The organism is Caulobacter sp. GW821-FHT10A10 (assembly GCF_059415745.1).
Window position 1 is genome coordinate 309,212 of sequence record NZ_JBWKNV010000002.1, and the last position, 23,864, is coordinate 333,075.

Here is a 23,864-nt window from a genome sequence, read left to right on the forward strand (position 1 = left end):
CCTCAGGCCTGAGGCGCCGTGGATCGGAACAGCCTGCCCTTTTCGGTGACCAGCACGACCAGCAGGCCGGCCAGGCCGAAACCGAAGAAGCCGAGGGTCAGCGGTCCCACCGTGCCGTCGAACAGCTGGCCGATCATGAAGCCGCCCAGCGCCCCGCCGATGGTGGTGATGAAGCCCTGGATCGAAGCCGCCGCGCCGGCGATGTGGCCCAGCGGCTCCATGGCCACCGCGCCGAAGTTCGACATGACCAGGCCGAAGCAGAACATCATCGACCCCTGCAGCAGGGCGAAGGTCCAGACCGTCTCATGGCCGGTGTGGGCGACGATCGCGTGGATCCCGGCGAAGGCGATGAAGCCCAGCAGCGCGCCGTGCGAGACCTTGCGCATGCCCAGCCGCTCGACGATGCGGGCGTTGACCAGCGAGGCCACGGCGATGCCGCCGGCGATCCCGGCGAAGATCAGGGTGAACCACTCGCCCGCGCCCAGGGCGTCGACGAACACCTGCTGGGCCGAGTTGATGAAGCCGAACAGGCCGGCCAGCACCAGGGTGGCGGCGATCGTGTAGCCGATGGCCGTCCGCTCGGTCAGGGCCTGGCGGAAGGCCGAAAGGATGGCCTTGGCCGAGATCGGCGTGCGGTCTTCCGGATGCAGGGTCTCGGGCAGCTTCAGGGCCGTCCAGGCGATCACCGCGCCGCCGAACAGAGCCATGACGCCGAAGATCCAGCGCCAGGGCGCGACCAGCACGATGGCCTGGCCGATCGACGGGGCCAGGATCGGCACCGCCAGGAAGACGATGAACGACAGCGACATGACCTGGGCCATGCGGCGGCCCGAATAGCAGTCGCGGACGATGGAGACCGCCAGCACCCGGGTGGCGGCCGCGCCGACGCCGGTCAGGGCCCGGGCGACCAGCAGCATCTCGAACGAGCTGGTCAGGGCGCAGGCCAGGCTGAACAGCACGTAGAGCGTCAGGCCGGCCAGCAGCACGGGCTTGCGGCCGTAGCGGTCGGCCAGCGAACCGTAGGCGATCTGGGCGACGCCGAAGCCGAGCAGATAGGCGGTGATCACCCACTGGCGCTCGTTGTCGGCGGTCAGGCCCAGGCTGGCGCTGATCTGCGGCAGGGCCGGCAGCATGGAGTCGATGGCCAGGGCGTTGGTGGCCATCATCGCCGCGATCAGGGCGACGAACTGGACGAAGCCCATGCCCTGGTGCGGCGAGGTCGTCTGACGGGTATCCTTGGGCATACGCGCTTCCCGGGAGCGGAACCATACACATCGGTTCCGGAACATGGCTGCGGCCATATACACGGTCCCCGGGCGGGAGAGCGAATAGTCGCTCGCCCGCTGTCGAAACGCGCGGACGGGCGGACGGTCGCCTGGAGCGGGCGCGACGGTGAAAAGACCGCGTTTCCTTTGCGCGGAATGGCCGGCCTACAGCCTTCTTTTAAGGAGGCGTCTTCAGGCGACCAGATTCCAGTCGGACGACATGCTCCCGTCGACCAGGGTGTTCTTTTCGAACGAGCTTCCCGTGGACGTCCAGATGGTGAAGACGCCGCTGGTGTGGCGCCACAACAGGTCGGCCATGCCGTCGCCGTCGAAGTCGCCGACGCTTTCGAGCGTCCAGTCCGTACTCACCGAACTGTCGACATAGGTGTTCTTGTCGAAGCCCGCGCCGTTGGACAGCCACTCGGTGAACGTGCCCTGCTTGTTGCGCCAGAGCAGGTCGTCCTTGCCGTCGCCGTTGAAGTCGGCGACGGCGGCCAGCGACCAGCTGCTGTCGACGGTGAAGTCCACGTAGCTGTTGCGGGTCAGCGAACCGCTGGAACCGCTCCAGATCGTCATGCTGCCGTCGCCGTTGCGCCAGACGATGTCGTCCTTGCCGTCGCCGTTGAAATCGCCGGAGGCGACGATGTCCCAGCTCGAAGCGACGTCGTTGATCGTCTCGGCGTCCTGGGTGAAGCCCGAGCCCGTCGAGCGCCAGATCGAAACTTCGCCGCTCTGCTTTCTCCAGACGAGGTCGTCCAGGCCGTCACCGTTGAGGTCGGCCGTCACGGCCAACTGCCAGGCCGAGGCCAGGGCGTGATTCACGACGACGTTGGGCGTGAAGCTCTCTCCGGTCGAGCTCCAGATCGTGAAGGTTCCGCTGGTGTTGCGCCACAGCAGGTCGGAGTTGCCGTCGCCGTTGTAGTCCAGCGTCCCGGCCAGGGACCAGTCGGAGGAGACGCTGCTGTTGACGTAGGCGTTGCGGGTCATCGACAGCGAACCGTCGGCCTTTACGTCCGCCGTCCAGGTCGTGAAGACGCCGCTGTTGCTGCGCCAGCCGATGTCGCTGACGCCGTCGCCGTCGAAATCGTAGCCGCCGCCCAGCGCCGACGGGGTGTCGAACGAGACCGCCGGGGTCTTGAAGAGGATGTCGGACGCCTTGATCCATGAATAGGACCGGATCACCACCACGCCTTGGGCGGTCTCGGCCCGCAGGGTGATGGAGCCGACGTCCTGGGTGATCTTGTAGCTGGAGACGTCGAACGCCGTCAGGTCGATCTTGTCCTCGCCGCTAACGAAATCGATGATCAGGTCCGACGCGATGGACAGCCCTTCCTGGGAATCCGTCGGGTCCACGAAGCGGAAGATGTCGGCTCCGTCTCCGCCGGTCATCTCGTCATAACCGGCGCCGCCGATCAGGATGTCGGCGCCGGCGCCGCCGTTGAGGATGTCGTTCCCGGCGCCGCCCGACAGCGTGTCATTGCCCGCGCCGCCACGCAGTTCGTCGGCGCCGCCGCCGCCGAGCAGGTAGTCGTTGCCCTCACCGCCGATGAGCAGGTCGTCGCCGGCTGTGCCGATGAGCTGGTCATCGCCCGCGCCGCCATCCAGCCGCGACCCTGCGAGATAGTCGTTATAGGCGCTGCCGATTACGCCTTCGATCGACTCCAGCGTGTCCGTTCCCATGACGGTCACCTGAACGGATCGGGACAGGTCGACGGTGACGCCGGCGGTCGCCGCCGAATAGTCGACGACATCGACGCCGCCGCCGCCGCGGATCACGTCGTTGCCGAGCCCGCCGTCCAGGACGTCGTCGCCGCCGCCGCCTCGCAATTCGTCGTCGCCGTCGCCGCCCCAGAGATAGTTTCCGGCGTCGTTGCCGATCAGCACATCCGCGAAGGCCGAGCCTTCGAGGTTCTCGATCGAATGCAATTCGAGGACGCCGCCGTCCAGGGATTGAGTGGTGAGTTGCAGGTCGACGGTCACGCCATGCGCGGCGGTGCTGAACGACAGGGTGTCCTGTCCTGCCCCGCCGAGATAGATCTTGGCGCCGCTCGCCGTCAGCGCGTCGTCGCTCGCGGTTCCAGCCACCACCTGCACGAGCAGGGCGTTCCACTCGGCCAGAGAGCGTGTCGTCACGCCCTTGAGCACGACGCTGCCGCCGTCATAGGTCAGGGTGGTGTCGCCGTTGGCGACCGACAGCCCGGTGAAGGTCCCGCCGCTCAGCAGCGACAGGCGATCGCCGCTGGCGGCAAAGTCGTTGATCTGGACGACGCCGCCCGCGGCCAGGGCGAAGATGTCGCCGCCCGCGCCGCCGGTCACCTGGTCGCCGGCGCCCACGGCCAGATAGTCGTCGCCGTCTCCGCCCAGCAGGATCTCGGCGCCCGCGCCGTCCCAGACGATATCATCGCCGGCCCCGGCGTCGATGACGCCGGTGACCGAGCCTTTGCGGCCGTCATAGGAGTCGTCTCCGGCGCCGAGGAAGACGTCGCCTTCGACGCGGCCGGCGTTGAGGAACAGGTCCGCTCCGCCGCCCAGTTCCACATCGCCGATGAGCGAGCCGGTGTTGATGACATCGACGTAGTGCGAGCCATAGATCTTGATCGAGGTGTCGCCCTGGATGACCCCCTTGTTCTCGATCACCGTGCCATTGCGGGGGCCGTTGGCGCCGATCGGCGAAATCCAGACGCCGATGGAACTGCCGGTCGTGCTGGTCGCCTTGATCAGGCCGGTGTTGGTGAGGTGGGTGTAGGTCGTCTGCAGGCCGATGGTTTCGTCGCTGGCGCCGACGGCGATGATCTCGCCGGAGTTGACGATCGCGCCGGCCACCGACCGTACGGCGATCGCGTACACGCCCTCGGCGTAGACCTTGCCGGAATTGTCGAGAATGACGTCGTCGTCCGACGTCTGCATCGCCCAGAGGCCGACCCCGATGGCCGAGAACGTCGGCGATATCGCCGAGATCGTGCCCGTGTTGGTGGTCTTCGGCGACCAGGCGGTCGACCACAGACCGTAGGCGCTGCTGTGCGCCGAATAGCTGTAGACCGTGCCCTCGTTTACGAAGGTCGAATCCCTGAAGAAGCTCGACGAGGTATAGAATATCGCGATGGCGCCGAACGATGCGTACTGCGCATTGTTGTCGACGATCTTGATCGTGCCGAGGTTCTTGAATTCGTAATCAGGCCCGAAACCGGTGGTCGTCGTCACCGCGATCGCGGTGTTGTTATAGCCATCGACGATGAATTCGATCGTCTGGTCCGCGGCGATCGTGGTCGCCTCGTTGATGGTCCTCGTCGTCGGCATGGTCACGCGTCCGCAATGATCGGGTAATTGGCCGAACTGCGAGGAACGCGCACAGCCTAGAACTGCGACATCTTAGCGGTGGCGCAACAAGCGGTGCAATTACCAATTGATCGCTAGCCGGGCGGTTTCGCCGCCATTTGGAACTCGATGGTGACCGTTTGGTCGTCGCCGTCGGTGGGCGCCTGCTCCCGCGACTGGCCCACGCTGGCGACCCGCAGCAGCGGCTGGGAGCTGGGCTGGGTGGACGGAGCGTCGCGCAGGACGCCGAGCACGGGCTGTGCGCTGGTCAGGGCCCGGTGGAAGGCGACGGAACGCTGCAGGGCCAGGCTCGCCGCGCGCTGGCCGTCGGCCGTGAAAGCGTCGAGATTGGTTTGGCTGACCACATTGACCAGGGCCAGCTTGGCTTCGCCCTCGGGGCAGGTGGCCGAGGTCGATCCGCCATAGGCGAGGCACGGCAGGCGCTTGGCCAGGGACGCGGCGATGTCGCCGGCGATCTTGCGGCCGCCGGCCGAAAGGTCGGCCGAGCCGGGTTCGAACAACTGCCCGGCCTTGAACGACAGCGAGCCGCCGGCGGTGTCGCCGATCAGGGGCGTATGCGTGTCGCGCAGGTCGGCGTCGAGGAAGCCCATCAGCGTGCGCTGGGCGTCTTCGGCGGCCACGGTGGTCGCCGCGTTCTTGGCCGGAGGGGCGTAGGAGAAGCAGCGGCGGTCGCTTCCGGCGCCGCCGATCAGGCTTTCGGGCACGCACAGCACACGAGCCTTGTCGTCGACCTCGACGGTGGCCTCGTGCGGCGTCAGGGCCGTGGCGGTCTGCAGCAGGGCGGCGGTCTCGGGATGCTTGGCCTGCGTCAGCGCCTTGGTCGATTGCCGATACTGCAGGGCGAAGTAGCTGAGCATGATGATGAAGATGAAGATCACCCCCACCATCATGTCGGTCATCGAGACGTAGTAGCTTTCGCCTTCCTCGAGGTCGGGCGTGCGGCGCCGGCGGGCGCGGGCGAGCGCCGCCATCAGGCCAGGCTCGGCGCGGCGGGGACTGAAACGGGGCGGGGCGCGCCGCCGACGGCCAGGGCCGCCTCGATCCGCGACAGCACGGCCAGCTGCTCCAGCATCACCTTTTCAGGCGGGGCGAAGCGGACGCAGCCGTCGAGCAGGGCGAAGAAGTGGGCCTCCAGGCTCTCGATCGCCTGGCGGCGGCGACGGGCCACCAGGCGCAGGACGATCGAGCCCAGCACGCCGGCGATCGACGTCCAGAACTTGGTGGCGGCGACGGCCAGCAGGCCCATCAGGGCCGTCTGCATGCCGGCGTCGCCCTGGCGCTGCATGGCGTCAACCGCTTCGGTCAGGGCCGCGACGATGCCCATGAAGGTGATCACCAGGCCGATGGCGACCAGCAGGTTGGCCCACCATTCCAGGGTGCGGGCCGGGCCGTCGGCGTGGTCGAAGGCGTCCACGGCATGGATCGACGAGGCCAGGCGACCGTCGGCGGTTTCGGCAAGCTGGCCGCGATAGTTGGCCCAACCCAGTTCCAGCGTGGGGTAGGCCGCGCCGCTGAGGCGCTTGTCCAGCGTCTGGAACGACTCGGCGAAGGCCTTCTGCAGGTCCGCGCCGCGGAGTTCGGACAGCAGATCGCCACGACGTCGCAGATCGTCGCGCAATGGCGCGAATTCGAAATGGCCCGATTGGAAGATCAGGACGATGGCCAGCGCCAGAATGGCGCCGGCCATGATCAAGGCCGCGTTGGGCGCGCTGAAGACCGTGACGACGAAGCTGGTGATCGGATCGTGCATGGAGGCCTTCTGGCTGCGACTCGCGGGCGGAGAAACGCCCGAAGTTGAGGCCTCAATGAGGCGCAGCTCAGCCGTTGAAGCCGCGGATCGCCTCGATGATCACGGCCTGGTCAGCCTCGGCCAGATAGGGGTGCATCGGCAGGGCCAGCACCGTCTCGGCCTTGGCATCGGTCACCGGCAGGCCGCCTTCGCCGCGCGGGAAGGCCGCGTACGGGGCCTGCACGTGCATCGGCACCGGATAATAGACGGCGGTCGGCACGCCCTTGGCCTTGAGGTGCGCGGCCAGGCCGTCGCGGTTCTCGTGCTCGATGACGTACTGCGCCCAGACCGAGACGCCGCCGTCGATGACGGCCGGGACGGCGAGCACCGAGCCCTTCAGGCCCTCGGCGTAGCGGTTGGCCACGACCTGACGCAGGTCGATCTCTTCCTGGAAGATGGCCAGCTTCTCGATCAGGATCGCCGCCTGGATCGTGTCCAGGCGCGAGTTCATGCCGATGCGGGTGTTGAGGTACTTGGGGTCGTGGTCGAAGGTCTTGCCTTCGAGGTCCGGACCGACCGCCTTGCCATGCACGCGGTAGCTGTCCATCAGGTCCCACAGCACCGGATCGTTGGTCAGCACCGCCCCGCCGTCGCCGTAGCAGCCGAGCGGCTTGGCCGGGAAGAAGCTGGTGGTGGCCACGTCCGCCCAGTGCAGCGGATGCTTGCCGTCCAGGGTGCAGCCGAAGCCCTGGGCGCTGTCGGAGACCAGCTTCAGGCCTTCGCGGTCGCAGATGGCCTTGATCGCCGGATAGTCGGCCGGCTGGCCGAACAGGTCGACGGCGATCACCACCTTCGGCGTCAGCTCGCCCTTGGCCTTCACGCCGGCGATGGCGGCTTCCAGCTTGGCGGGATCGAGGTTGAAGGTGTCCGGGAGGACGTCGACGAACACCGGCGTGGCGCCGACCCACGGCACGACTTCCGGGGTCGCGGCGAAGGTGAAGGACGGGCAGAACACGGCGTCGCCAGCGCCCACGCCCCAGGCCATCAGCGGCAGGGCGATGGCGTCGGTGCCGTTGGCGCAGGACAGGGCGAGCTTGGCCTGGCCGAAGGCGGCCAGCTGGCTCTCGAACTCGCGCACCTGCGGGCCCATGACATAGGCGCCGCTGTCCAGCACCTTGGCGATGGCGACATCGATCTTGTCGCGGATCCGGCGCTGCTGCGCGGCGAGGTCGATGAAGGGCATGCTCATGGGCGGGCTCTTAGAGGCGGGGCGGCTCGGTTTCGAGCCAATTGATGTAACCGACTGTTTCGCCAGATGCTCCCCCTGAAGGGGGAGCTGTCGCGGAGCGACTGAGGGGGATGTGGCTGTTTAGGTTGCGGCCGGCTCGACATTAGCAGGGACTTCCCCCTCCGGCCCTTCGGGCCACCTCCCCCTTCAGGGGGAGGATCTGTCGTTTGGAACGAACCTTCACCGCGCTTCGTTGACCGGCCGGCGCGGGGGCGCCATCGAGAGACCTATGAGCAAGCCCAGTACCGTACCCGCCGACCTCAATCTTCCGTCCATCGCCAACATCAAGGCCGACGAGACCATGTTCGGGCATTTCCTCGACTGGCTGGGCAAGGTGGCCGTCAACCTGGTCGTCGCCGCCCTCATCCTGTTCGTCACCTTCTGGGCGGCCGGCTGGCTGGCCGGGGTGGCCAGGCGGGCGTTGAGCCGGGTGCATCGCACCAATCCCGACCCGACGCTGGAGAGCTTCGTCTCCTCGCTGGTGCGCTACGCCGTGGTCGCCATCGGCCTGGTGGCGGTGCTGCAGCAACTGGGCGTGCAGGCGACCTCGATCATCGCCGTGCTGGGCGCGGCCTCGCTGGCCATCGGCCTGGCCTTGCAGGGCGCGCTGTCGAACGTGGCGGCCGGGGTGATGATCCTGCTGTTCCGCCCCTACCGCGTCGGCGACGTCATCGAGACGGCCACCCGCCAGGGCACGGTCAAGTCGCTGGACCTGCTGTTCACCGAGATCGCCACGCCCGACAACGTCAAGGTGATGATCCCCAACAGCAAGGTGTTCGGCGACGTCATCCTCAACTACTCGACTCACCGCAACCGCCGCGCCGACGTGCTGTTCAAGGTGCCGCTGAAGACCGACTTGGTGGCCGTGCTGCAGAAGATGCGCGAGCGGGCCGAAAGCGATCCGCGGGTGCGCAAGGATCCCGCGCCGATGATCGAGGTCGTCGACCTGTCGGAGGCCTTCGCCCAGGCCGCGATCCGCGTCTGGACGGCCAAGGAGGACTTCGGTCCGGTCAAGACCGACCTGATGCTGGCCGCCCATTTGCTGGCCGAAGATCCGACGCGGGTGCTGCCGCCCCCGCGCCCGTCCAAGGCTCCGGACCCGTCGCCGGCCATGCCCGGCGACAAGGACCATCACCTGTTCAAGCTGAAAGCGCCGAGGAGAGGTCGGAAATCAGATCCGAGCAGTCCTCGATCCCCACCGAAAGCCGGATGAGGGTGTCGCTGATCCCCAGCGCCTTGCGCTGATCGGCCGGGATCGAGGCGTGGGTCATGATCGCCGGATGCTCGATCAGGCTCTCGACCCCGCCCAGGCTCTCGGCGAGCGTGAAGAGGCGCGTGCGCTCCAGCATCCGGCGCGCCGTGGCCTCGTCGCCTTTCAGCTCCACCGAGATGATGCCGCCGTAGCCGCCATGCATCTGGCGGCGGGCCAGGGCGTGCTGGGGGTGGCTCTCCAGGCCCGGATAGATCACCCGCTCGACGTCCTTGCGGGTGGCCAGCCACTGGGCGATCTCCAGAGCGCTGTCGCAGGCCCGCTGCATGCGCAGGGCCAGGGTCTTGACCCCGCGCAGCGCCAGGAAGCTGTCGAACGGCCCCAGCACCGCGCCGACGGCGTTCTGCAGGAACTTCAGCTTGTCGGCGATCTCGGCGTTGTCGCCGACCACGGCCACGCCCGCGACCACGTCGGAGTGGCCGTTCAGGTACTTGGTGGCCGAGTGCATGACGATGTCGAAGCCCAGCTCCAGCGGCCGCTGGACGTAGGGGCTGGCGAAGGTGTTGTCGGCCACGGTGATCAGGCCGCGGCGCTTGGCCAGGGCAGCGATCGCCTCCAGGTCGGCCAAGCGCAGCATCGGATTGGTGGGGGTCTCGACCCAGATCATCTTCGTCTCGGGCCGGATCGCCGCCTCGATGGCCGAGACGTCGGCCATGTCGACGAAGCTGAACGACAGGCCGGCCGAGCGCTTGCGCACCCGCTCGAACAGCCGGAACGAGCCGCCATAGAGGTCGTCGCTGGCGATCACGTGGGCGCCGCTGTCGAGGATCTCCAGGATCGTCGAGGCCGCCGCCAGGCCCGAGGCGAAGGCGAAGCCGGCGCTGCCGCTCTCCAGGTCGGCGATCGAGCGCTCGAAGGCGAAGCGGGTGGGGTTCTGGCTGCGGCTGTACTCGAAGCCCTTGTGCTCGCCGGGGCTCGACTGGACGTAGGTCGAGGTGGCGTAGATCGGCACCATGACGGCGCCGGTGCTGGGATCGGGAAACTGGCCGCCATGGATCGCGCGGGTGGCGAAGGCCAGGCGGTTCTTGCCGGGGATGTCGGTCATGGGATCTCGACGTCAGAGGGATTTGAGGGCGTCGGCCAGGTCGCGGGCCTCGTGCAGCAGGCGTGCGATCACCGGCGGCCTTCGAGACGGATTGTAGGCCAGGACGTAGGGAAATCCTTTCAGCCTGAACAGACGAAAGGGTGGTCGAACAAGATCCGGCTGCTCCTGGCCGAGATAAGGATTGCGGCCCAGGGCGTCGGCGGCGGCCAACATGGTCTCCGTCAGTCTCAGCGCCGCGCGCGGACTATCGGCGGAAATCCAGTTCGAAGCGGCGAGAAGTTCACGCCTGGCTTGCGGCGCGATCGTCGCCGGCGCCATCTATTTCACAGCTTCCCTGGCGGCCGTTTCTATCGCGGCCCTCATTTCCGCCGCAACTTCGGCAGCGGTGAAACAGCCGTCGCGATCAGCCTCCGCCATCGCCTCGTCCAGCGAGTCGCTCAGCCGCTTCCGTCGTTCCTCCTGCTCCTGCAGTAGGGCAAGCGCAGCCTTGATCACCGCCCCGACGTCCTCGTAGCGGCCGTCGGCGACGCAATCGCGGGCGAACTGCTCAAGATCGGGCTTCAGAGAGACTTCCATGATCGGACCCTACGCTTGGACGCCAGCATGACTCCGGCAGAACATTTCCGCAACTTGCTCACGCCTCCAGCCGCAGGTGGTTGAGCAGGTCGACCCGGGTGATCACGCCCAGGAACTCCTCGCCGTCGACCACCAGGGCCACCTCGTCGCGATCGAAGACGTCGGGCAGCACCTCGACGCCCTGGTGGGCCTGCAGGGTGTTGACCTTGCGGGTCATGGCCTCGGCGACCGGGGTCTTGAAGCGGGCGCCGCGATGTTCGTCGCGGCCCTCGACGGCCGCCAGGATGTCGCTCTCGTCGAGAATGCCCACCAGCCTGCCGTGATCGACCACCGGCAGTTGGCTGATGTCGCTCGAGCGCATGCGGTTGTAGGCGGTCAGAAGGGTGTCGCCGGGGCCGATGGCGATGACGCCGCCGTCGGCGTAGCGCTTGGCGATCAGGTCGCGCAGGTCGCCGTGCAGCTCACGCTGGTCGAAGCCGTGGGCGGCCAGCCACATGTCGTTGAACATCTTGGTCAGGTACTTGGCGCCGGTGTCGCAGACCAGGGTGACCACCCGCTTGGCTTCCGTCTGCTCGCGGCAATAGCGCAGGGCCGCCGCCAGCAGGGTGCCCGACGAGGAACCGGCCAGCACGCCCTCCTTGCGCAACAGCAGGCGGGCGGTGTCGACGCTTTCGCGGTCGCTGATCGAATAGGCCTTGGAGACCAGGTCCATCTGGGCGTTGTCGGGGATGAAGTCCTCGCCGATGCCCTCGACGATCCACGAGCCGGCCTCGCCGTAGGTTCCGGTCGCCACGTAGTCGCAGAGGATCGAGCCGACCGGGTCGGCCAGCACCATCTTGGTCTTCGGCGACTGCTCGGCCATGTAGCGGCCGACGCCCGTCAGCGTGCCGCCCGAACCGACCCCGACCACCACGGCGTCGACGTCGCCGTCCATCTGGGCGAGGATCTCGGGACCGGTGCCAACGTAGTGGGCGCGCGGATTGGCCGGGTTCTCGAACTGGTTGGCGTAGATCGCCCCGGAGATCGACTGGGCCAGGGCCTGGGCCATGTCCTGGTAGTATTCCGGATGGCCCTTGCCGACGTCGCTGCGGGTCAGGCGCACGTCCACGCCCATGGCCCGCAGGTGCAGGATCTTCTCGCGCGCCATCTTGTCGGGGACGATCAGGATCAGCTTGTAGCCCTTCAGCGCCGCCACCTGGGCCAGGCCCAGGCCCGTGTTGCCGGCGGTGGCCTCGATGATCGTCCCGCCGGGCTTCAGCGAGCCGTCGGCCTCGGCCGCCTCGATCATCGAGCGGGCCACGCGGTCCTTGATCGAGCCGCCGGGGTTCTGGCTTTCCAGCTTCAGGAACAGGCGGCAGGGGCCGGTGTCGAGGTTGCGCACCTCCAGCATCGGGGTGCGGCCGATCAGGTCGAGCGCGGAACCAGCGACCGGTGGCAGGGCGAATTTGGGGTCGTTCATGGCGCGACTCCGCGACAGGAAGAAAGGATATCCTGTCTAACGCGCAAAATCAGAAACGGGAAACGCCGTTCTTCAAGCTTGGCCGCAGCGTTCGGACCCGGCTTCAGGCGCCAGCTTCAAGCCCCACTGGCGGCCAGACGGTCCATGCGCCATTCGAGAGCGAACTTGCGGCCGACGCCGGCGTCCTCGAACACCACCTTGCGGCGTTCGCCCTCCAGTTCGGGCGCGTTGTGGATCATCACGAACGGAAAGCCGTTGCTGGCCAGGAAGCTCTGCACGAAGCGCGAGAACCGCACGGCTTCCTCGGCGGAGGCTAGGCAGATGTCGACGGCGATATCGGCGGCTTTCATGGGCGCGCTCCTCGACGAGGTTTCCCGACCCTAACGCACGAGTTCGCGTTTGCGAACCACCTTCGCAGTTGCAAAAAAGTACGGCCCCGGACGAATCCGAGGCCGCGCCTTGTGAAATAAGGGTTTTCGACCCTCGGAAAATCGCCCGAACTACAGGATCGACTGACCGGTGCCGGCCCAGTCCTTCAGGAACTGCTCAAGGCCCTTGTCGGTCAGCGGGTGCTTGAAGAGGTCGGCGAACACCGCCGGCGGGATGGTGACGACGTCGGCGCCGACGATCGCGGCTTCCTTGACGTGGGCGGCGTTGCGCACCGAGGCGGCCAGGATCTCGGTCTCGTAGCCGTAGTTGTCGTAGATCGTGCGGATGTCGCGGATCAGGTCCATGCCGTCGAAGCCGTAGTCGTCCAGGCGGCCGATGAACGGCGAGACGTAGGTCGCGCCGGCCTTGGCGGCCAGCAGGGCCTGGGTCGGCGAGAAGCACAGGGTGACGTTGGTGTTCACGCCTTCGTTGGCGAAGTGGTTGCAGGCGATCAGGCCGTCGCGGGTCAGCGGCAGCTTGATGACCACGTTCGGCGCGATGCCGGCAAGCTTCGTGCCTTCGGCGATCATGGCGTCGGCGGTGGTGGCGGCGACTTCGGCGCTGATCGGGCCGGGAACAAGGTCGCAGATCTCGGCGATCACCTCGAGCATCGGGCGGCCGGCCTTGGCGATCAGGGTCGGGTTGGTGGTGACGCCGTCGACGAGGCCGGTGGCGGCGGCGTCGGCGATGACCTTGGTGTCGGTGCTGTCGAGGAAGATCTGCATGGCTCTGCGCGGGTCTTTTTCGTGGAGGGGTTTGCGGTCGGTTTAGCCGCTCGGGGCGGCCCGCGCCAGGATTTCGCGCGGGTCAGACGCCCTGGTCGAGGATCTGGTCGGCCGCGCGCGCCACCGCCGGCGCCCACGGCTCCGCACGCCAGCCGAACACCGTCGTCGCCTTGCCATTGTCGAGCACGCCGTTCAGCGGACGCGCCGCGGGTTCGGGGAAATCGGCCTTGGCCACCGGGAGGACCCGCGCCCGCATGGCTGGATCGCGCGCCAGTGCGGCGAGCGCCATGTCGTGACGGGAGGTCGCTTGGCCGTTGTTGAAGTGGAAGAGGCCGAAAACCGGATCGCCGGCCTTGGCGGTCGTCCACCGGGGCGCGGCGCCGAGCACGAAGTCGGCCAGCGCGACCGCGTCCGTCGGGCAGCCGTACTGGTCGGCGACCAGCCGCAGTTCGTCGCGCGTGCGTCCAAGCTGCAGCATGGCGCGCAGGAAGTTGCGGCCATACCGCGAGAACACCCACGAGATACGCAGCACGACGCCTTTCTCCCAGGCCAGGACCGGGGTCTCGCCGTCGAGCTTGGTGCGGCCATAGACCGAGAGCGGGTTGGGCCGGTCTTCCTCACGGTAGGGGCGACCCAGCGTCCCGTCGAACACGCAGTCGGTGGAGAGGTGCACGAGTGGCAGGCTCCGCGCCGCGCAGGCGCGCGCCATGGCGGCCGGCGCCAGGGCGTTGGCGGCCCGCGCCGCCTCGGGCTCGGTCTCGGCCTTGTCGACCAGGGTGAAGCCGGCGCAGTTGAGGACGAGGTCGCAGTCGGCGGCGGCGATCGCCCGTTCGACGGCCGCCAGGTCCGTCAGATCGACGTCCTGCCGGGACAGGGCCCGCAGCTGTGCGCGGCCGGCGGCCGTGGCGATCATCGCCTGGGCCGTCTGGCCGGTCGCGCCGAACTGCAGGATGCGGATCACGCCGTCGTCCTGTCCCCGGCCGGCGTGGGGAAACGCGACCCCAGTCGCGCCTTCAGGAAGGCCAGCAGATCCCCGCCCGAGAACAGGAAGCCCTCCATGCCGGCCCGGCGGGCCGCCTCGACGTCGCTGCCGTTGTCGCCCACCAGCACGCAGTCCTCCGCCGACAGGCCGTTCTCGGCCAGGCCGCGCACGATCATGCCGGGATTGGGCTTGCGGTCGGGATGGTCCTCGCAGCGATAGGCCTCGACGACCGCGTCCGCGTGGAACGGGCAGTGGTAGAAGGCGGTGATTTCTCCGCCCAGCACGGTCAGTTCCCCCTGCATGTGGGCGTGCAGGGCGTGGACCGCGTCCTCGCCGTAATAGCCGCGGGCGACGCCGGACTGGTTGGTGACCACGATGCAGAGCACCCCCGCCGCGGTCAGGGCCGCGATCGCCTCGCGCGCCCCCGGGATCCATTCCAGGTCGGCCGGGTCGTGGACATAGCCGTGATCGACGTTGAGGACGCCGTCGCGGTCGAAAAAGACGGCCTTCAGGGGTCTGGGATCAAGCATCGCATCACGCCATTACGCGACGGCCCCGCCCGTCACAAGCCGAGGGTTGCGCGCCGGCCGGCTGCCGCTAGAAACGCTCGATCCCATTGGAGAACCGCATGACCGTTCCGGCCCGCCTCGTCCGCCTTCGCGACCAGCTCAAGGCCTGGGCGCTGAACGACGCCTTCCCTCTGTGGTGGACGGTGGGGGCGGACCACGAGAAGGGCGGCTTCTTCGAGAAGATCGACCAGGACGGAACGCCGGTCGAGGCGCCCCGCCGCGCCCGGGTGCAGCCGCGCCAGATCTATTCCTACGCCGCCGCCGGCATGCTGGGCTGGGACGGGCCCTGGCGCGAGGCGCTGGAGCATGGCCTGGAGTTCTACCTGGCGCGCTATCGTCGTCCGGACGGCTTCTTCCGCACGCTGGTGGCGTCGGACGGCGCGCCGCTGGACGACAAGGTCGACCTCTACGACCAGGCGTTCGGCCTGTTCGGCCTGGCCCTGGCCAGCCAGGCCCTGCCCGAACGCGAAGACCTGCCCCGCATCGCCCTGGACCTGCGCGCCGCCCTTCACGCCCGGCTGAAGCATCCGGTGGCCGGCTTCGAGGAGAGCGTTCCGCGCACCCTGCCGCTGCTGTCCAACCCGCACATGCACATGTTCGAGGCCAGCCTGGCCTGGGTCGAGGCGGGCGGCGATGCGGGCTGGCGCGCCTTGGCCGACGAGATCGCCGAACTCGCGCTCTCGAAGTTCATCGATCCGGTCAGCGGCGGCCTGCGCGAATATTATGACGGCGACTGGAACGCCGCCGAGGGCGTGGCCGGCCGCATCGTCGAGCCCGGCCACCAGTTCGAATGGGCCTGGCTGCTGCTGCGCTGGGGCGCGCTGGCGGGTCGCGAAGACGCCAGGGCCGCGGCCCTGCGAATGATCGAGATCGGCAAGGGTCCGGGCGTCGATCCGGCCCGCGGCGTGGCCATCTTCGCCCTGCTGGACGACATGAGCGTGCACGACGACGTCGCGCGCCTGTGGGCCCAGACGGAGTGGATCAAGGCCGGGGTGCTGGCCGCCGACGTCACCGGCGAGGCGGCCTTCGCCGAAACCGCCGCCGACGGCGCCGAGGCCCTGCTCAAATATCTCGACGTGGCGGTTCCGGGCCTGTGGCGCGACAAGCTCCAGGCCGACGGAAGCTTCGTGGACGAGCCGGCGCCGGCCAGCTCGTTCTATCACATCGTCTGCGCGATCCTGGAGCTGGACCGGTTCGTCACGAAAAGGTCGTGACGAGGACGGTCGAGGCTTCCGACGCCGTCAGGGGCTGACCTTCGGCGAGCACGGCGAAGTCGCCCGCCGTCAGGTCGCGATCCGCGCCCTGCAGGCGTCCCTGCAGGACCTGGATCTGGGCGCCGCGCACGCCGACGGCGGCGCCGGCCGCGAACCGCCAGATCTCGACACAGGCCTGCGCCGTCCGTTCCAGAACCCGGCGTTCGACGCCGTCGGCCTCGGAGACGGGATGCCGCTGGGCCAGGTCGCGGCCGTTGGCCTTCAGCCGATCGACCAGGGTCTTGACGGCCTGGGCGTCGTCCCGGCGGCAGACCAGCACCGCGTCGGGCTCGGCCACGATCATCAGGTCCGACACGCCGATGGCGCCGACGAACGGGCCGGTCGATCGCGCCAGCACGCCGCGGGAGTCGATCAGGGTCACGTCGCCCTGGGCGGCGTTGCCGTGGCCGTCCTGGGGCGAGGCCCCCCAGATGGCGTCCCAGGCGCCCAGGTCCGACCAGGCGAAGACCGCCGGAACCACCGCGGCCTTGTCGGTGCGTTCCATGACGGCGTAGTCGAGCGACTTCTTGGACGCGCCGGCGAAGCTTTCGGCGTCCAGGTGCAGGCAGGCGCCGTCATCGCGGGCCTTGGCGACGCAGGCCCGCGCCGCCTCGGCGATGGTCGGCTCGAAGGTCTCCAGCTCCGACAGCATGGTCGAGGCCTTGAAGGCGAAGTTGCCGCTGTTCCAGAGATAGCCCTCGGAGACATAGACCTTGGCCAGGTCGAGATCCGGCTTCTCGACGAAGGCGGCCACCCTGAAGACGCCCTCAGCATCGACGGCGGGGCCGGGGCGGATGTAGCCGAAGCCGGTGGCCGGGCCGGTCGGACGCACGCCGAAGGTGACGATGAAGCCCTGGTCGGCCGCCTGGGCGGCGAGGCGCGCGGCGTCCTTGAACAGTTCGACCTCGCCGACATGGTGGTCGGCGGCGAGCATCAGGGCGACGGCCTCGGGATCGACGGCTTCGATATAGGCGGCCGCGGCGGCCACGGCGGGGGCGGAATCCCGCGCCTCGGGCTCGACCAGGACGACGATCGGCACGTTGATCTCGCGCGCCTGCTCACGGACGAAGCCGATCATCGCCGCGCCGGTGACGATGATGATCTCCTGGTCGGCGGCCAGGTCGCGCACGCGCAGCAGGGTTTCCTGAAAGCTGGAATGCGGGCCGAGCAACTTGAGGAACTGTTTGGGCCGGTCGAGGCGCGAGGCGGGCCACAAACGAGTACCGGAACCGCCGCACAGGATCACTGGATAAAGCTTCGTCACTTGGTCCTCGCGTCACGCGTCGCCGTCGAAACACATACAGGAAGACGGTTTTCCCGTTACGGCGTTGGGCACTGTCAGCGCCGTACAGTCAACAGAAGAAAACCGTGTTCCGCGCCTCTTTAGCGCTGGATGGTGACGACTTGGCCTTTGGCGCGAAGATTTAGCTTGGCGTGTTCGCAAACAGTTCCGCCAGCCACGCGTCGGCGCTCGCGTCCGACGGCATGCGCCAGTCGCCCCTGGGCGAAAGCGCGCCGCCCGACGAGATCTTCGGGCCGTTGGGCAGGGCCGAGCGCTTGAACTGGTTGTTGAAGAACCGGCGCAGGAAGAGTTCGAGCCACTTCCTGATCTCCGCCAGGTCGTAGGCCCGCCGCGCGGCTTCCGGCAGGCCGACCGGCCAGGCGCCGTGCTCGGCGTCATGCCAGGCGCTCCAGGCCAGGAAGGCGATCTTCGACGGCGCCATGCCGTAGCGGGTCATGTAGTAGAGGTTGAAGTCCTGCAAGGCGTAGGGGCCCACGAAGCTCTCGGTGGCCTGCACCTCTTCCCCCGGCACCAGTTCCGGCGAGATTTCGGTGGCCAGGATGTCGTCCAGCAGGGCGGTGGTCGCCGCATCGACGTCGCCGGAATGCGAGACGAAGCGGATCAGGTGCTGGATCAGCGTCTTGGGCACCCCGCTGTTTGGGTTGTAGTGGCTCATCTGGTCGCCGACGCCGTAGGTGCACCAGCCCAGGGCAAGTTCCGACAGGTCGCCGGTGCCCACCACCATGCCCTTGTGGTGGTTGGCCAGGCGGAACAGGTAGTCGGTGCGCAGGCCCGCCTGCACGTTCTCGAAGGTCACATCGTAGACCGCCTCCCCCTTGGCGAAGGGGTGTCCCATGTCGGCCAGCATCTGCCGGGCCGCCGGGCGGATGTCGATCTCCTGCGCGGTGACGCCCATGGCCCGCATCAGCGCCCAGGCGTTGCTCTTGGTGCGGTCGGAGGTGGCGAAGCCGGGCAGGGTGTAGGCGCGGATGTCCGAACGCGGCCGGCCCAGCTGGTCCATGGCCTTGGCGGCGACGATCAGGGCGTGGGTGGAGTCCAGGCCCCCCGAAATGCCGATCACCAGGCTCTGCGAATTCGTCGCCTCGATGCGCCGGGCCAGGCCCTGAACCTGGATGTTGTAGGCCTCGTAGCAGTTCTCGCGCAGCTTGGCCGGATCCGACGGCGTGAACGGGAAACGCTCGATCGCCCGGGCCAGGGCGAGGTCGCCGGCCGGCGGCGTGAAGTCGAACGCGGCGATCCGGAACGGAACCTTGGGCGGGGCCAGGGCCATGGCGTCGCCGAAGCTGCCCACCCGCATGCGCTCCTGGCGGATGCGCTCGACGTCGATGTCGGCGAAGGTCCAGGTCGGGCCGGTCGAGAAGCGTTCGGTCTCGGCCAGCAGGGCGCCCATCTCGTGGATGTCGAGGTGGCCGTCCCAGGCGACGTCGGTCGAGCTCTCGCCCGCCCCGGCCGCCGAATAGACATAGGCCGCGATGGCCCGCGACGACTGGCTGGCGCACAGCAGGCGGCGTGTCTCCGACTTGCCGATGGTGATGTTGCTGGCCGACAGGTTCAGCAGGATCTCGGCCCCGGCCAGGGCCTGGGCGGTGCTGGGCGGATTGGGCGTCCAGACGTCCTCGCAGATCTCGACGCCCACCGTGAACGGCGTCGCGCCGCCCGAGCGGAGCAGCACGTCGGTCCCGAACGGAACCTCCTGGCCGGCCAGGTGCAGGGTCTTGCCGGTCACCCCGGCGCCCGGCGTGAACCAGCGGCGCTCGTAGAACTCGCGATAGTTGGGCAGGAAGCTCTTGGGCACGACGCCCAGCACTCGCCCGCCCTGGATGGCGACGGCGGTGTTGTAAAGCCGGCCTCCGTCGCGCAGCGGCGCGCCGACCACGAACAGCGGCGCGAGGCTCTTGCTCTCTTCCGCCAGGGTCGCGATCGCCGCCTCGACGGCGTCGAGCAGCACGTCCTGTTGCAGCAGGTCGTCGATGGAGTAGCCGGTCAGGCCCAGCTCCGGAAAGACGATCGCGGCCACGCCCTGGTCGTGCGCCTGGCGCACGAGGTCGAGCACGCTGGCGGCGTTCACGGCCGGATCGGCCAGCTTCACCTTGGGGACGGCCGCGGCCACGCGAACGAAGCCGTGGCGGTAGGGCGAGAAGAACGACGGGCTACCCAAGAGGCCGACCTTTCGAGGTTATGCTGAAAATGAGCATAAGTCTGGACCCTGCTATAGCCGTTCCGCCGGCCGTTGCATAGCGGCCGCAGCTTTCGGGCGTTGCGCCCGGGTTGCTTGACCCTGGCGGCCTCGCATGTCACGTGCGGGCCGCGCAGGCGCCCCCCGCCGTCCACAGACATATAAAGCCGAAGAGCCAGAGCCCCATGCCCGTCTCGCCGATCAAGATGGCCGACGCCATCCGCGTCCTTTCGATGGAGGCCGTGCACAAGGCCAAGTCGGGTCACCAGGGCATGCCGATGGGCATGGCCGACGTGGCCACCGTGCTGTTCAGCAAGTTCCTGAAGTTCGACGCGAGCAAGCCCGACTGGGCCGACCGCGACCGCTTCGTGCTGTCGGCCGGCCACGGCTCGATGCTGCTCTACAGCCTGCTTCACCTGACCGGCTACAAGGCCGTGACGATGAAGGAGATCGAGAACTTCCGTCAGTGGGGCTCGCTGACGCCGGGCCACCCCGAGGTGCACCACACCCCGGGCGTCGAGACCACCACCGGCCCGCTCGGCCAGGGCCTGGCCACCTCGGTCGGCATGGCGATGGCCGAGGCTCACCTCGCCGCCGTCTACGGCAAGGACCTCGTCGATCACCGCACCTGGGTGATCGCCGGCGACGGCTGCCTGATGGAAGGCGTCAGCCATGAAGCCATCAGCCTGGCTGGCCGCCTGAAGCTGTCCAAGCTCACGGTGCTCTTCGACGACAACAACACCACCATCGACGGCGTGGCCACCATCGCCGAGACGGGTGACCAAGTGGCGCGCTTCAAGGCCGCCGGCTGGGCCGTGAAGGTCGTCGACGGCCACGACCACGGCAAGATCGCCGCCGCCCTGCGCTGGGCCACCAAGCAGGACCGTCCGACCATGATCGCGTGCAAGACGCTGATCTCGAAGGGCGCCGGTCCGAAGGAAGGCGACCCCCACAGCCACGGCTACACCCTGTTCGACAGCGAGATCGTCGCCGCCCGCGCCGCCATGGGCTGGGACGCCGCGCCGTTCACCGTGCCGGACGACATCGCCAAGGCCTGGAAGAGCGTCGGCCGCCGCGGCGCCCGCGTCCGCAAGGCCTGGGAAGCCGCCGTCGCCGCCTCGGACAAGGGCGCCGAACTGACCCGCGCCGTGAAGGGCCAGTTGCCGGCGAACGCCTTCGAGGAGCTCGAGGCCCACATCGCCGCCGCCGTCGAGAACAAGCCGGTCAACGCCACCCGCGTGCACTCGGGCTCGGCGCTGGACCAGCTGATCCCGGCCATCCCGGAAATGATCGGCGGCTCGGCCGACCTGACCGGCTCGAACAACACCCTGGTCAAGGGCATGGGCGCCTATGACACGCCCGACTACGCCGGCCGCTACGTCCACTACGGCGTGCGCGAGTTCGGCATGGCCGCGGCGATGAACGGCATGGCCCTGCACGGCGGCGTGATCCCGTACTCGGGCACCTTCCTGGCCTTCGCCGACTACAGCCGCGCGGCGATCCGCCTGGGCGCCCTGATGCAGGCCAAGGTCATCCACGTGATGACCCACGACTCCATCGGCCTGGGCGAAGACGGCCCGACCCACCAGCCGGTCGAGCAGGTCGCCTCCCTGCGCGCCATTCCCAACCTCCTGGTGTTCCGTCCGGCCGACGCCGTGGAAGCCGCCGAGGCCTGGCAGGTGGCCCTGCAGCAGAACACCACCCCGTCGGTCATGTGCCTGTCGCGCCAGAAGACCCCGCACGTCCGCACGTCGGCCGGCGAGAACCAGGTCGCCAAGGGCGCCTACGAACTGATCGCCGCCGACGGCGAGGCCGAAGTGACGATCTTCGCCACCGGCACCGAGGTCGGCCTGGCCGTCGCCGCCCGCGAGATCCTGCAAGGCCAGGGCAAGCCGACCCGCGTGGTCTCGGTTCCCTGCTGGGAGCTGTTCGACCAGCAGCCGGCCGCCTACCGCAAGGCGACGATCGGCGACGCTCCGGTGCGCGTGGCCGTCGAGGCCGGCATCCGCCAGGGCTGGGAGCGCTTCATCGGCGAGGACGGCAAGTTCGTCGGCATGACGGGCTTCGGCGCCTCGGCGCCGTTCGAGCGCCTCTACAAGGAGTTCGGCATCACCGCCGAAGCCGTGGCCGCCGCCGCGGGCTGATCCGCTCCGCTTCGGGACGAAAAAAGGGCTCCATTCCGATCGGAATGGAGCCCTTTTCCTTGTCTGATCTCGCGAAGTCGGCCTCTGTTGAGGCCGCGAACGCCCGAGCCTTCTAGGCCTTGAGGCCCAGTCGTTGCCCGTCGTAGCGCTCCCGCAGGGGCGCCCACCAGGCCTCGTTGGCCAGATACCATTCGACGGTCTTGCGCAGGCCGGTCTCGAAGGTTTCCGCGGCGCGCCAGCCCAGCTCGGTCTCCAGCTTGGTGGCGTCGATGGCGTAACGCTTGTCGTGACCGGGGCGGTCGACGACGTAGGTGATCAGGCTGGTGCGCGGCTGGCCGTCGGCGAGCGGGGCCGCCAACTCGTCCACCAGGGTGCAGACGGCGTTCACGACCTGGAGGTTGGAGCGCTCGTTGCGGCCGCCGACATTGTAGGTCTCGCCGGGGACGCCCTGCGTACAGACCAGCTCGAGGGCCGCGGCGTGGTCGTCGACATAGAGCCAGTCGCGCACGTTGCTGCCGTCGCCGTAGACGGGCAGTTTCTGTCCGTACAGGGCGTTGAGGATCATCAGCGGGATCAGCTTCTCTGGGAAGTGATACGGCCCGTAGTTGTTCGAACAGTTGGAGATCACGACCGGCAGGCCATAGGTGTGCCACCAGGCGCTGGCCAGGTGATCCGAGGCGGCCTTGGAGGACGAATACGGCGAGCGCGGATCGTAGGGCGTCTGTTCGGTGAACAGGCCCGTCTCGCCCAGCGAACCGTACACCTCGTCGGTCGAGACGTGGTGGAACCGGAAGTTCGCCTTGCGGTCGCCCGACAGGCCCGTCCAGTACTCCAGAGCCTGTTGCAGCAGGACGAAGGTCCCGACGATGTTGGTCTGGATGAACGGACCCGCGCCGGTGATGGAGCGATCGACATGCGATTCCGCCGCCAGGTGCATGATCGCATCGGGCTGGAAGGCCGCGATGGCGGCCTTCACGGCTTCGGCGTCGCAGATGTCGGCTTCGACCAGCTGATAGTTGGGCGAGTCCGCGATCTCGTTCAACGAGGCCAGGCTGGCCGCGTAGGTCAGCTTGTCGAGGTTGAGAACGCCGTAGCCCTGCTTGATCAGTCGACGGCAGACCGCGGATCCGATGAAGCCGGCGCCGCCCGTGACAAGAATTTTCTTCATCTGTTCAAGTCTCCTGGGTGCTGGCGAGCGCTCAGTTCGCGATATCGGCGAGCCAGGCTTCCAGGAGTTCGATTTCGCCCTCGCCGACCCAGCCCTTTTCGACCAGCATGGCGTAGCACTTGCGCAGGTTGTCCGGGATGTTCTCGACGCCGGGCGCGAGGTCCAGGGCGTCGAGCGCCTTCGCCATCTTGTCGTTGTTGAGGTAGCCCGGGATCTCTTCCTCGAAATCGCGGATCAGGCTGTGCTCGTTGCGCTCCTGGAAGACCGTGGCGTTGTGGAACAGGACCGACCAACCGTTGGTCCAGGCGATGCGCTGGGCGACGAAGCTGCGCCAGATGTCGGTCATCCGGAACGAGCAGTAGTAGGGCAGATACAGCAGCGGGAAGGCGTCGCGCCACCAGGTGGTGTTCTGGCTGTTGAACGGGCACCAGGCGCCCGAACCCACGGCCACCGGCTCGTCGCGGCGGTCGAAGTCCAGCGGCAGCGGCAGGACCAGACGGAAGATGGCGTCGACGTCCGGGTTCTGGTCCGCGAGACCCTGCTGGATCGGGCAGTCGACCTCCTCCACGCCGTCCGGCAAGGCGGGCGGGGCGACGGTGATCGTGTCCAGCGGCAGGCCGCGGGGCCAGATCTGGGTTTCGGTGAAATAGGCGTAGAGGTTGGTCCAGCCGGTTTCGCGCAGCGCCTTGGCCGACTGGACGCGGGTGCGCGGGGTCCAGAACTCGTCGACGGGGATGTTGTCGTCGTCGGTCTCGACGATCACGGTCGCGCCTTCGCGGGCGGCGATCAGATAACCGACGTTCTTGCGGGCGTAGTGCTTCGACGGCGCGATGGCGGCGTAACGGAAGCCCGTCGCCGTCTGGGCGTCGAGGTCATAATAGTCGGCGCCGTCCTGGACGAAATCGGGCGGGCTCTTGCCGTCGCCGATGATGACGAACTTGGCGTCCAGGCGCGGGCAGTCGCGAGCAATCTCGACGACGGCGCGAGTGGGCGCGTTGATGGTGGTCACGACGACAGCGTATTTTTCCATCATTCCATATCCACTGTAAGCCGCCCGGAGATTGCGCGAGCGCGCGGCGCGCGAAGCGTTGCTGGCGGGGTCCATAAAAACGACTTGGCGGGCTCGCCGGTCAAGCGGCGAACCTGT

Annotated in this window: 20 protein-coding genes; 3 read left to right on the top strand and 17 right to left on the bottom strand. The window is 68.1% G+C overall.

Translation table 11 applies throughout. From position 1 onward, the window contains the following. Positions 1 to 2: 2 nt before the first annotated feature. From AC07NS_RS06345 to AC07NS_RS06365, 5 genes are all read right to left on the bottom strand, one after another. Positions 3 to 1,202 carry a multidrug effflux MFS transporter gene (locus AC07NS_RS06345; RefSeq protein ID WP_494602830.1) on the bottom strand — a complete coding sequence of 400 codons (1,200 nt, stop codon included), beginning with the start codon at positions 1,200 to 1,202 and terminating at the stop codon, positions 3 to 5. 255 nt (positions 1,203 to 1,457) lie between these two features. Next, entirely contained in the window at positions 1,458 to 4,562 is a 3,105-nt protein-coding gene (locus tag AC07NS_RS06350) for an FG-GAP-like repeat-containing protein (protein WP_494602256.1), read from the bottom strand. Between the two features lie 113 nt (positions 4,563 to 4,675). Beyond that, complete coding sequence (locus tag AC07NS_RS06355; RefSeq protein WP_494602258.1) at positions 4,676 to 5,572, bottom strand: hypothetical protein; 897 nt, start codon at positions 5,570 to 5,572, stop codon at positions 4,676 to 4,678. Beyond that, a complete protein-coding gene (locus tag AC07NS_RS06360) occupies positions 5,572 to 6,351 on the bottom strand; it encodes a hypothetical protein (RefSeq protein ID WP_494602260.1) in 780 nt (259 codons plus the stop codon). The genes AC07NS_RS06355 and AC07NS_RS06360 overlap by 1 nt, the downstream gene beginning before the upstream one ends. A 67-nt stretch (positions 6,352 to 6,418) precedes the next feature. Next, positions 6,419 to 7,579, bottom strand: coding sequence for a DegT/DnrJ/EryC1/StrS family aminotransferase (locus AC07NS_RS06365; protein ID WP_494602261.1), 1,161 nt, complete (start codon positions 7,577 to 7,579; stop codon positions 6,419 to 6,421). Positions 7,580 to 7,847: 268 nt separating this feature from the next. Here AC07NS_RS06365 and AC07NS_RS06370 point away from each other — a divergent pair, with 268 nt between their 5' ends. Next, positions 7,848 to 8,831 carry a mechanosensitive ion channel family protein gene (locus tag AC07NS_RS06370; RefSeq protein WP_494602263.1) on the top strand — a complete coding sequence of 328 codons (984 nt, stop codon included), beginning with the start codon at positions 7,848 to 7,850 and terminating at the stop codon, positions 8,829 to 8,831. Here AC07NS_RS06370 and AC07NS_RS06375 read toward each other — a convergent pair. The 8 genes from AC07NS_RS06375 to AC07NS_RS06410 all read right to left on the bottom strand — a co-directional run bounded on the left by AC07NS_RS06375 (position 8,758) and on the right by AC07NS_RS06410 (position 14,634). Further along, complete coding sequence (locus tag AC07NS_RS06375; protein WP_494602264.1) at positions 8,758 to 9,933, bottom strand: trans-sulfuration enzyme family protein; 1,176 nt, start codon at positions 9,931 to 9,933, stop codon at positions 8,758 to 8,760. The two genes, AC07NS_RS06370 and AC07NS_RS06375, sit on opposite strands and share 74 nt — an antisense overlap. A 12-nt stretch (positions 9,934 to 9,945) precedes the next feature. Continuing rightward, positions 9,946 to 10,251 (bottom strand): type II toxin-antitoxin system RelE/ParE family toxin, encoded by a 306-nt coding sequence (locus AC07NS_RS06380; RefSeq protein WP_494602266.1) that lies wholly within the window; start codon positions 10,249 to 10,251, stop codon positions 9,946 to 9,948. Next, positions 10,252 to 10,509 carry a type II toxin-antitoxin system ParD family antitoxin gene (locus tag AC07NS_RS06385; RefSeq protein WP_494602268.1) on the bottom strand — a complete coding sequence of 86 codons (258 nt, stop codon included), beginning with the start codon at positions 10,507 to 10,509 and terminating at the stop codon, positions 10,252 to 10,254. A gap of 58 nt (positions 10,510 to 10,567) precedes the next feature. Then, complete coding sequence (locus tag AC07NS_RS06390; protein WP_494602269.1) at positions 10,568 to 11,968, bottom strand: pyridoxal-phosphate dependent enzyme; 1,401 nt, start codon at positions 11,966 to 11,968, stop codon at positions 10,568 to 10,570. Between the two features lie 116 nt (positions 11,969 to 12,084). Beyond that, positions 12,085 to 12,318: a hypothetical protein gene (locus tag AC07NS_RS06395; RefSeq protein WP_494602271.1), complete on the bottom strand. Its 234-nt coding sequence runs from the start codon at positions 12,316 to 12,318 to the stop codon at positions 12,085 to 12,087. A gap of 150 nt (positions 12,319 to 12,468) precedes the next feature. Then, positions 12,469 to 13,122, bottom strand: a complete 654-nt coding sequence (fsa, locus tag AC07NS_RS06400) for a fructose-6-phosphate aldolase (RefSeq protein ID WP_494602272.1) — start codon at positions 13,120 to 13,122, stop codon at positions 12,469 to 12,471. 82 nt (positions 13,123 to 13,204) lie between these two features. Continuing rightward, positions 13,205 to 14,083, bottom strand: coding sequence for a dTDP-4-dehydrorhamnose reductase (gene rfbD / locus AC07NS_RS06405; RefSeq protein ID WP_494602273.1), 879 nt, complete (start codon positions 14,081 to 14,083; stop codon positions 13,205 to 13,207). Further along, positions 14,080 to 14,634, bottom strand: coding sequence for a D-glycero-alpha-D-manno-heptose-1,7-bisphosphate 7-phosphatase (locus AC07NS_RS06410; protein ID WP_494602275.1), 555 nt, complete (start codon positions 14,632 to 14,634; stop codon positions 14,080 to 14,082). Before AC07NS_RS06410 ends, rfbD begins: the two co-directional genes overlap by 4 nt. Before the next feature lie 98 nt (positions 14,635 to 14,732). Between AC07NS_RS06410 and AC07NS_RS06415 the strand changes: the two genes are divergently transcribed. Next, positions 14,733 to 15,887, top strand: coding sequence for an AGE family epimerase/isomerase (locus AC07NS_RS06415; RefSeq protein WP_494602277.1), 1,155 nt, complete (start codon positions 14,733 to 14,735; stop codon positions 15,885 to 15,887). On the opposite strand, the gene AC07NS_RS06420 is transcribed toward AC07NS_RS06415, so the two are convergent. Together AC07NS_RS06420 and AC07NS_RS06425 are read right to left on the bottom strand one after the other, a co-directional pair. Beyond that, complete coding sequence (locus AC07NS_RS06420; RefSeq protein WP_494602279.1) at positions 15,871 to 17,190, bottom strand: mannose-1-phosphate guanylyltransferase/mannose-6-phosphate isomerase; 1,320 nt, start codon at positions 17,188 to 17,190, stop codon at positions 15,871 to 15,873. The genes AC07NS_RS06415 and AC07NS_RS06420 overlap by 17 nt on opposite strands. Positions 17,191 to 17,350: 160 nt before the next feature. After that, positions 17,351 to 19,387 carry an NAD(+) synthase gene (locus AC07NS_RS06425; protein ID WP_494602281.1) on the bottom strand — a complete coding sequence of 679 codons (2,037 nt, stop codon included), beginning with the start codon at positions 19,385 to 19,387 and terminating at the stop codon, positions 17,351 to 17,353. A 203-nt stretch (positions 19,388 to 19,590) separates the two neighbouring features. Between AC07NS_RS06425 and tkt the strand changes: the two genes are divergently transcribed. Beyond that, positions 19,591 to 21,549 carry a transketolase gene (gene tkt / locus AC07NS_RS06430; RefSeq protein WP_494602282.1) on the top strand — a complete coding sequence of 653 codons (1,959 nt, stop codon included), beginning with the start codon at positions 19,591 to 19,593 and terminating at the stop codon, positions 21,547 to 21,549. A gap of 112 nt (positions 21,550 to 21,661) precedes the next feature. Here the strand turns inward: tkt and rfbB are convergent, their stop codons facing one another. After that, positions 21,662 to 22,717, bottom strand: a complete 1,056-nt coding sequence (gene rfbB / locus AC07NS_RS06435) for a dTDP-glucose 4,6-dehydratase (protein WP_494602284.1) — start codon at positions 22,715 to 22,717, stop codon at positions 21,662 to 21,664. Between the two features lie 31 nt (positions 22,718 to 22,748). Then, positions 22,749 to 23,747: an STELLO glycosyltransferase family protein gene (locus tag AC07NS_RS06440; RefSeq protein ID WP_494602286.1), complete on the bottom strand. Its 999-nt coding sequence runs from the start codon at positions 23,745 to 23,747 to the stop codon at positions 22,749 to 22,751. Positions 23,748 to 23,864 lie beyond the last annotated feature (117 nt).

What these genes read in the sequence shown, in the direction of transcription:
- AC07NS_RS06370 (WP_494602263.1), top strand. Translation starts at nt 7,848, where the DNA reads ATGAGCAAGCCCAGTACCGTACCCGCCGACCTCAATCTTCCGTCCATC.
- tkt (WP_494602282.1), top strand. Translation starts at nt 19,591, where the DNA reads ATGCCCGTCTCGCCGATCAAGATGGCCGACGCCATCCGCGTCCTTTCG.
- AC07NS_RS06385 (WP_494602268.1), bottom strand. Translation starts at nt 10,509, where the DNA reads ATGGAAGTCTCTCTGAAGCCCGATCTTGAGCAGTTCGCCCGCGATTGC.
- AC07NS_RS06345 (WP_494602830.1), bottom strand. Translation starts at nt 1,202, where the DNA reads ATGGGCTTCGTCCAGTTCGTCGCCCTGATCGCGGCGATGATGGCCACC.
- AC07NS_RS06440 (WP_494602286.1), bottom strand. Translation starts at nt 23,747, where the DNA reads ATGGAAAAATACGCTGTCGTCGTGACCACCATCAACGCGCCCACTCGC.
- AC07NS_RS06350 (WP_494602256.1), bottom strand. Translation starts at nt 4,562, where the DNA reads ATGCCGACGACGAGGACCATCAACGAGGCGACCACGATCGCCGCGGAC.
- AC07NS_RS06375 (WP_494602264.1), bottom strand. Translation starts at nt 9,933, where the DNA reads ATGACCGACATCCCCGGCAAGAACCGCCTGGCCTTCGCCACCCGCGCG.
- AC07NS_RS06380 (WP_494602266.1), bottom strand. Translation starts at nt 10,251, where the DNA reads ATGGCGCCGGCGACGATCGCGCCGCAAGCCAGGCGTGAACTTCTCGCC.
- AC07NS_RS06365 (WP_494602261.1), bottom strand. Translation starts at nt 7,579, where the DNA reads ATGAGCATGCCCTTCATCGACCTCGCCGCGCAGCAGCGCCGGATCCGC.
- fsa (WP_494602272.1), bottom strand. Translation starts at nt 13,122, where the DNA reads ATGCAGATCTTCCTCGACAGCACCGACACCAAGGTCATCGCCGACGCC.
- AC07NS_RS06355 (WP_494602258.1), bottom strand. Translation starts at nt 5,572, where the DNA reads ATGGCGGCGCTCGCCCGCGCCCGCCGGCGCCGCACGCCCGACCTCGAG.
- AC07NS_RS06360 (WP_494602260.1), bottom strand. Translation starts at nt 6,351, where the DNA reads ATGCACGATCCGATCACCAGCTTCGTCGTCACGGTCTTCAGCGCGCCC.
- AC07NS_RS06395 (WP_494602271.1), bottom strand. Translation starts at nt 12,318, where the DNA reads ATGAAAGCCGCCGATATCGCCGTCGACATCTGCCTAGCCTCCGCCGAG.
- AC07NS_RS06390 (WP_494602269.1), bottom strand. Translation starts at nt 11,968, where the DNA reads ATGAACGACCCCAAATTCGCCCTGCCACCGGTCGCTGGTTCCGCGCTC.
- rfbB (WP_494602284.1), bottom strand. Translation starts at nt 22,717, where the DNA reads ATGAAGAAAATTCTTGTCACGGGCGGCGCCGGCTTCATCGGATCCGCG.
- AC07NS_RS06415 (WP_494602277.1), top strand. Translation starts at nt 14,733, where the DNA reads ATGACCGTTCCGGCCCGCCTCGTCCGCCTTCGCGACCAGCTCAAGGCC.
- AC07NS_RS06410 (WP_494602275.1), bottom strand. Translation starts at nt 14,634, where the DNA reads ATGCTTGATCCCAGACCCCTGAAGGCCGTCTTTTTCGACCGCGACGGC.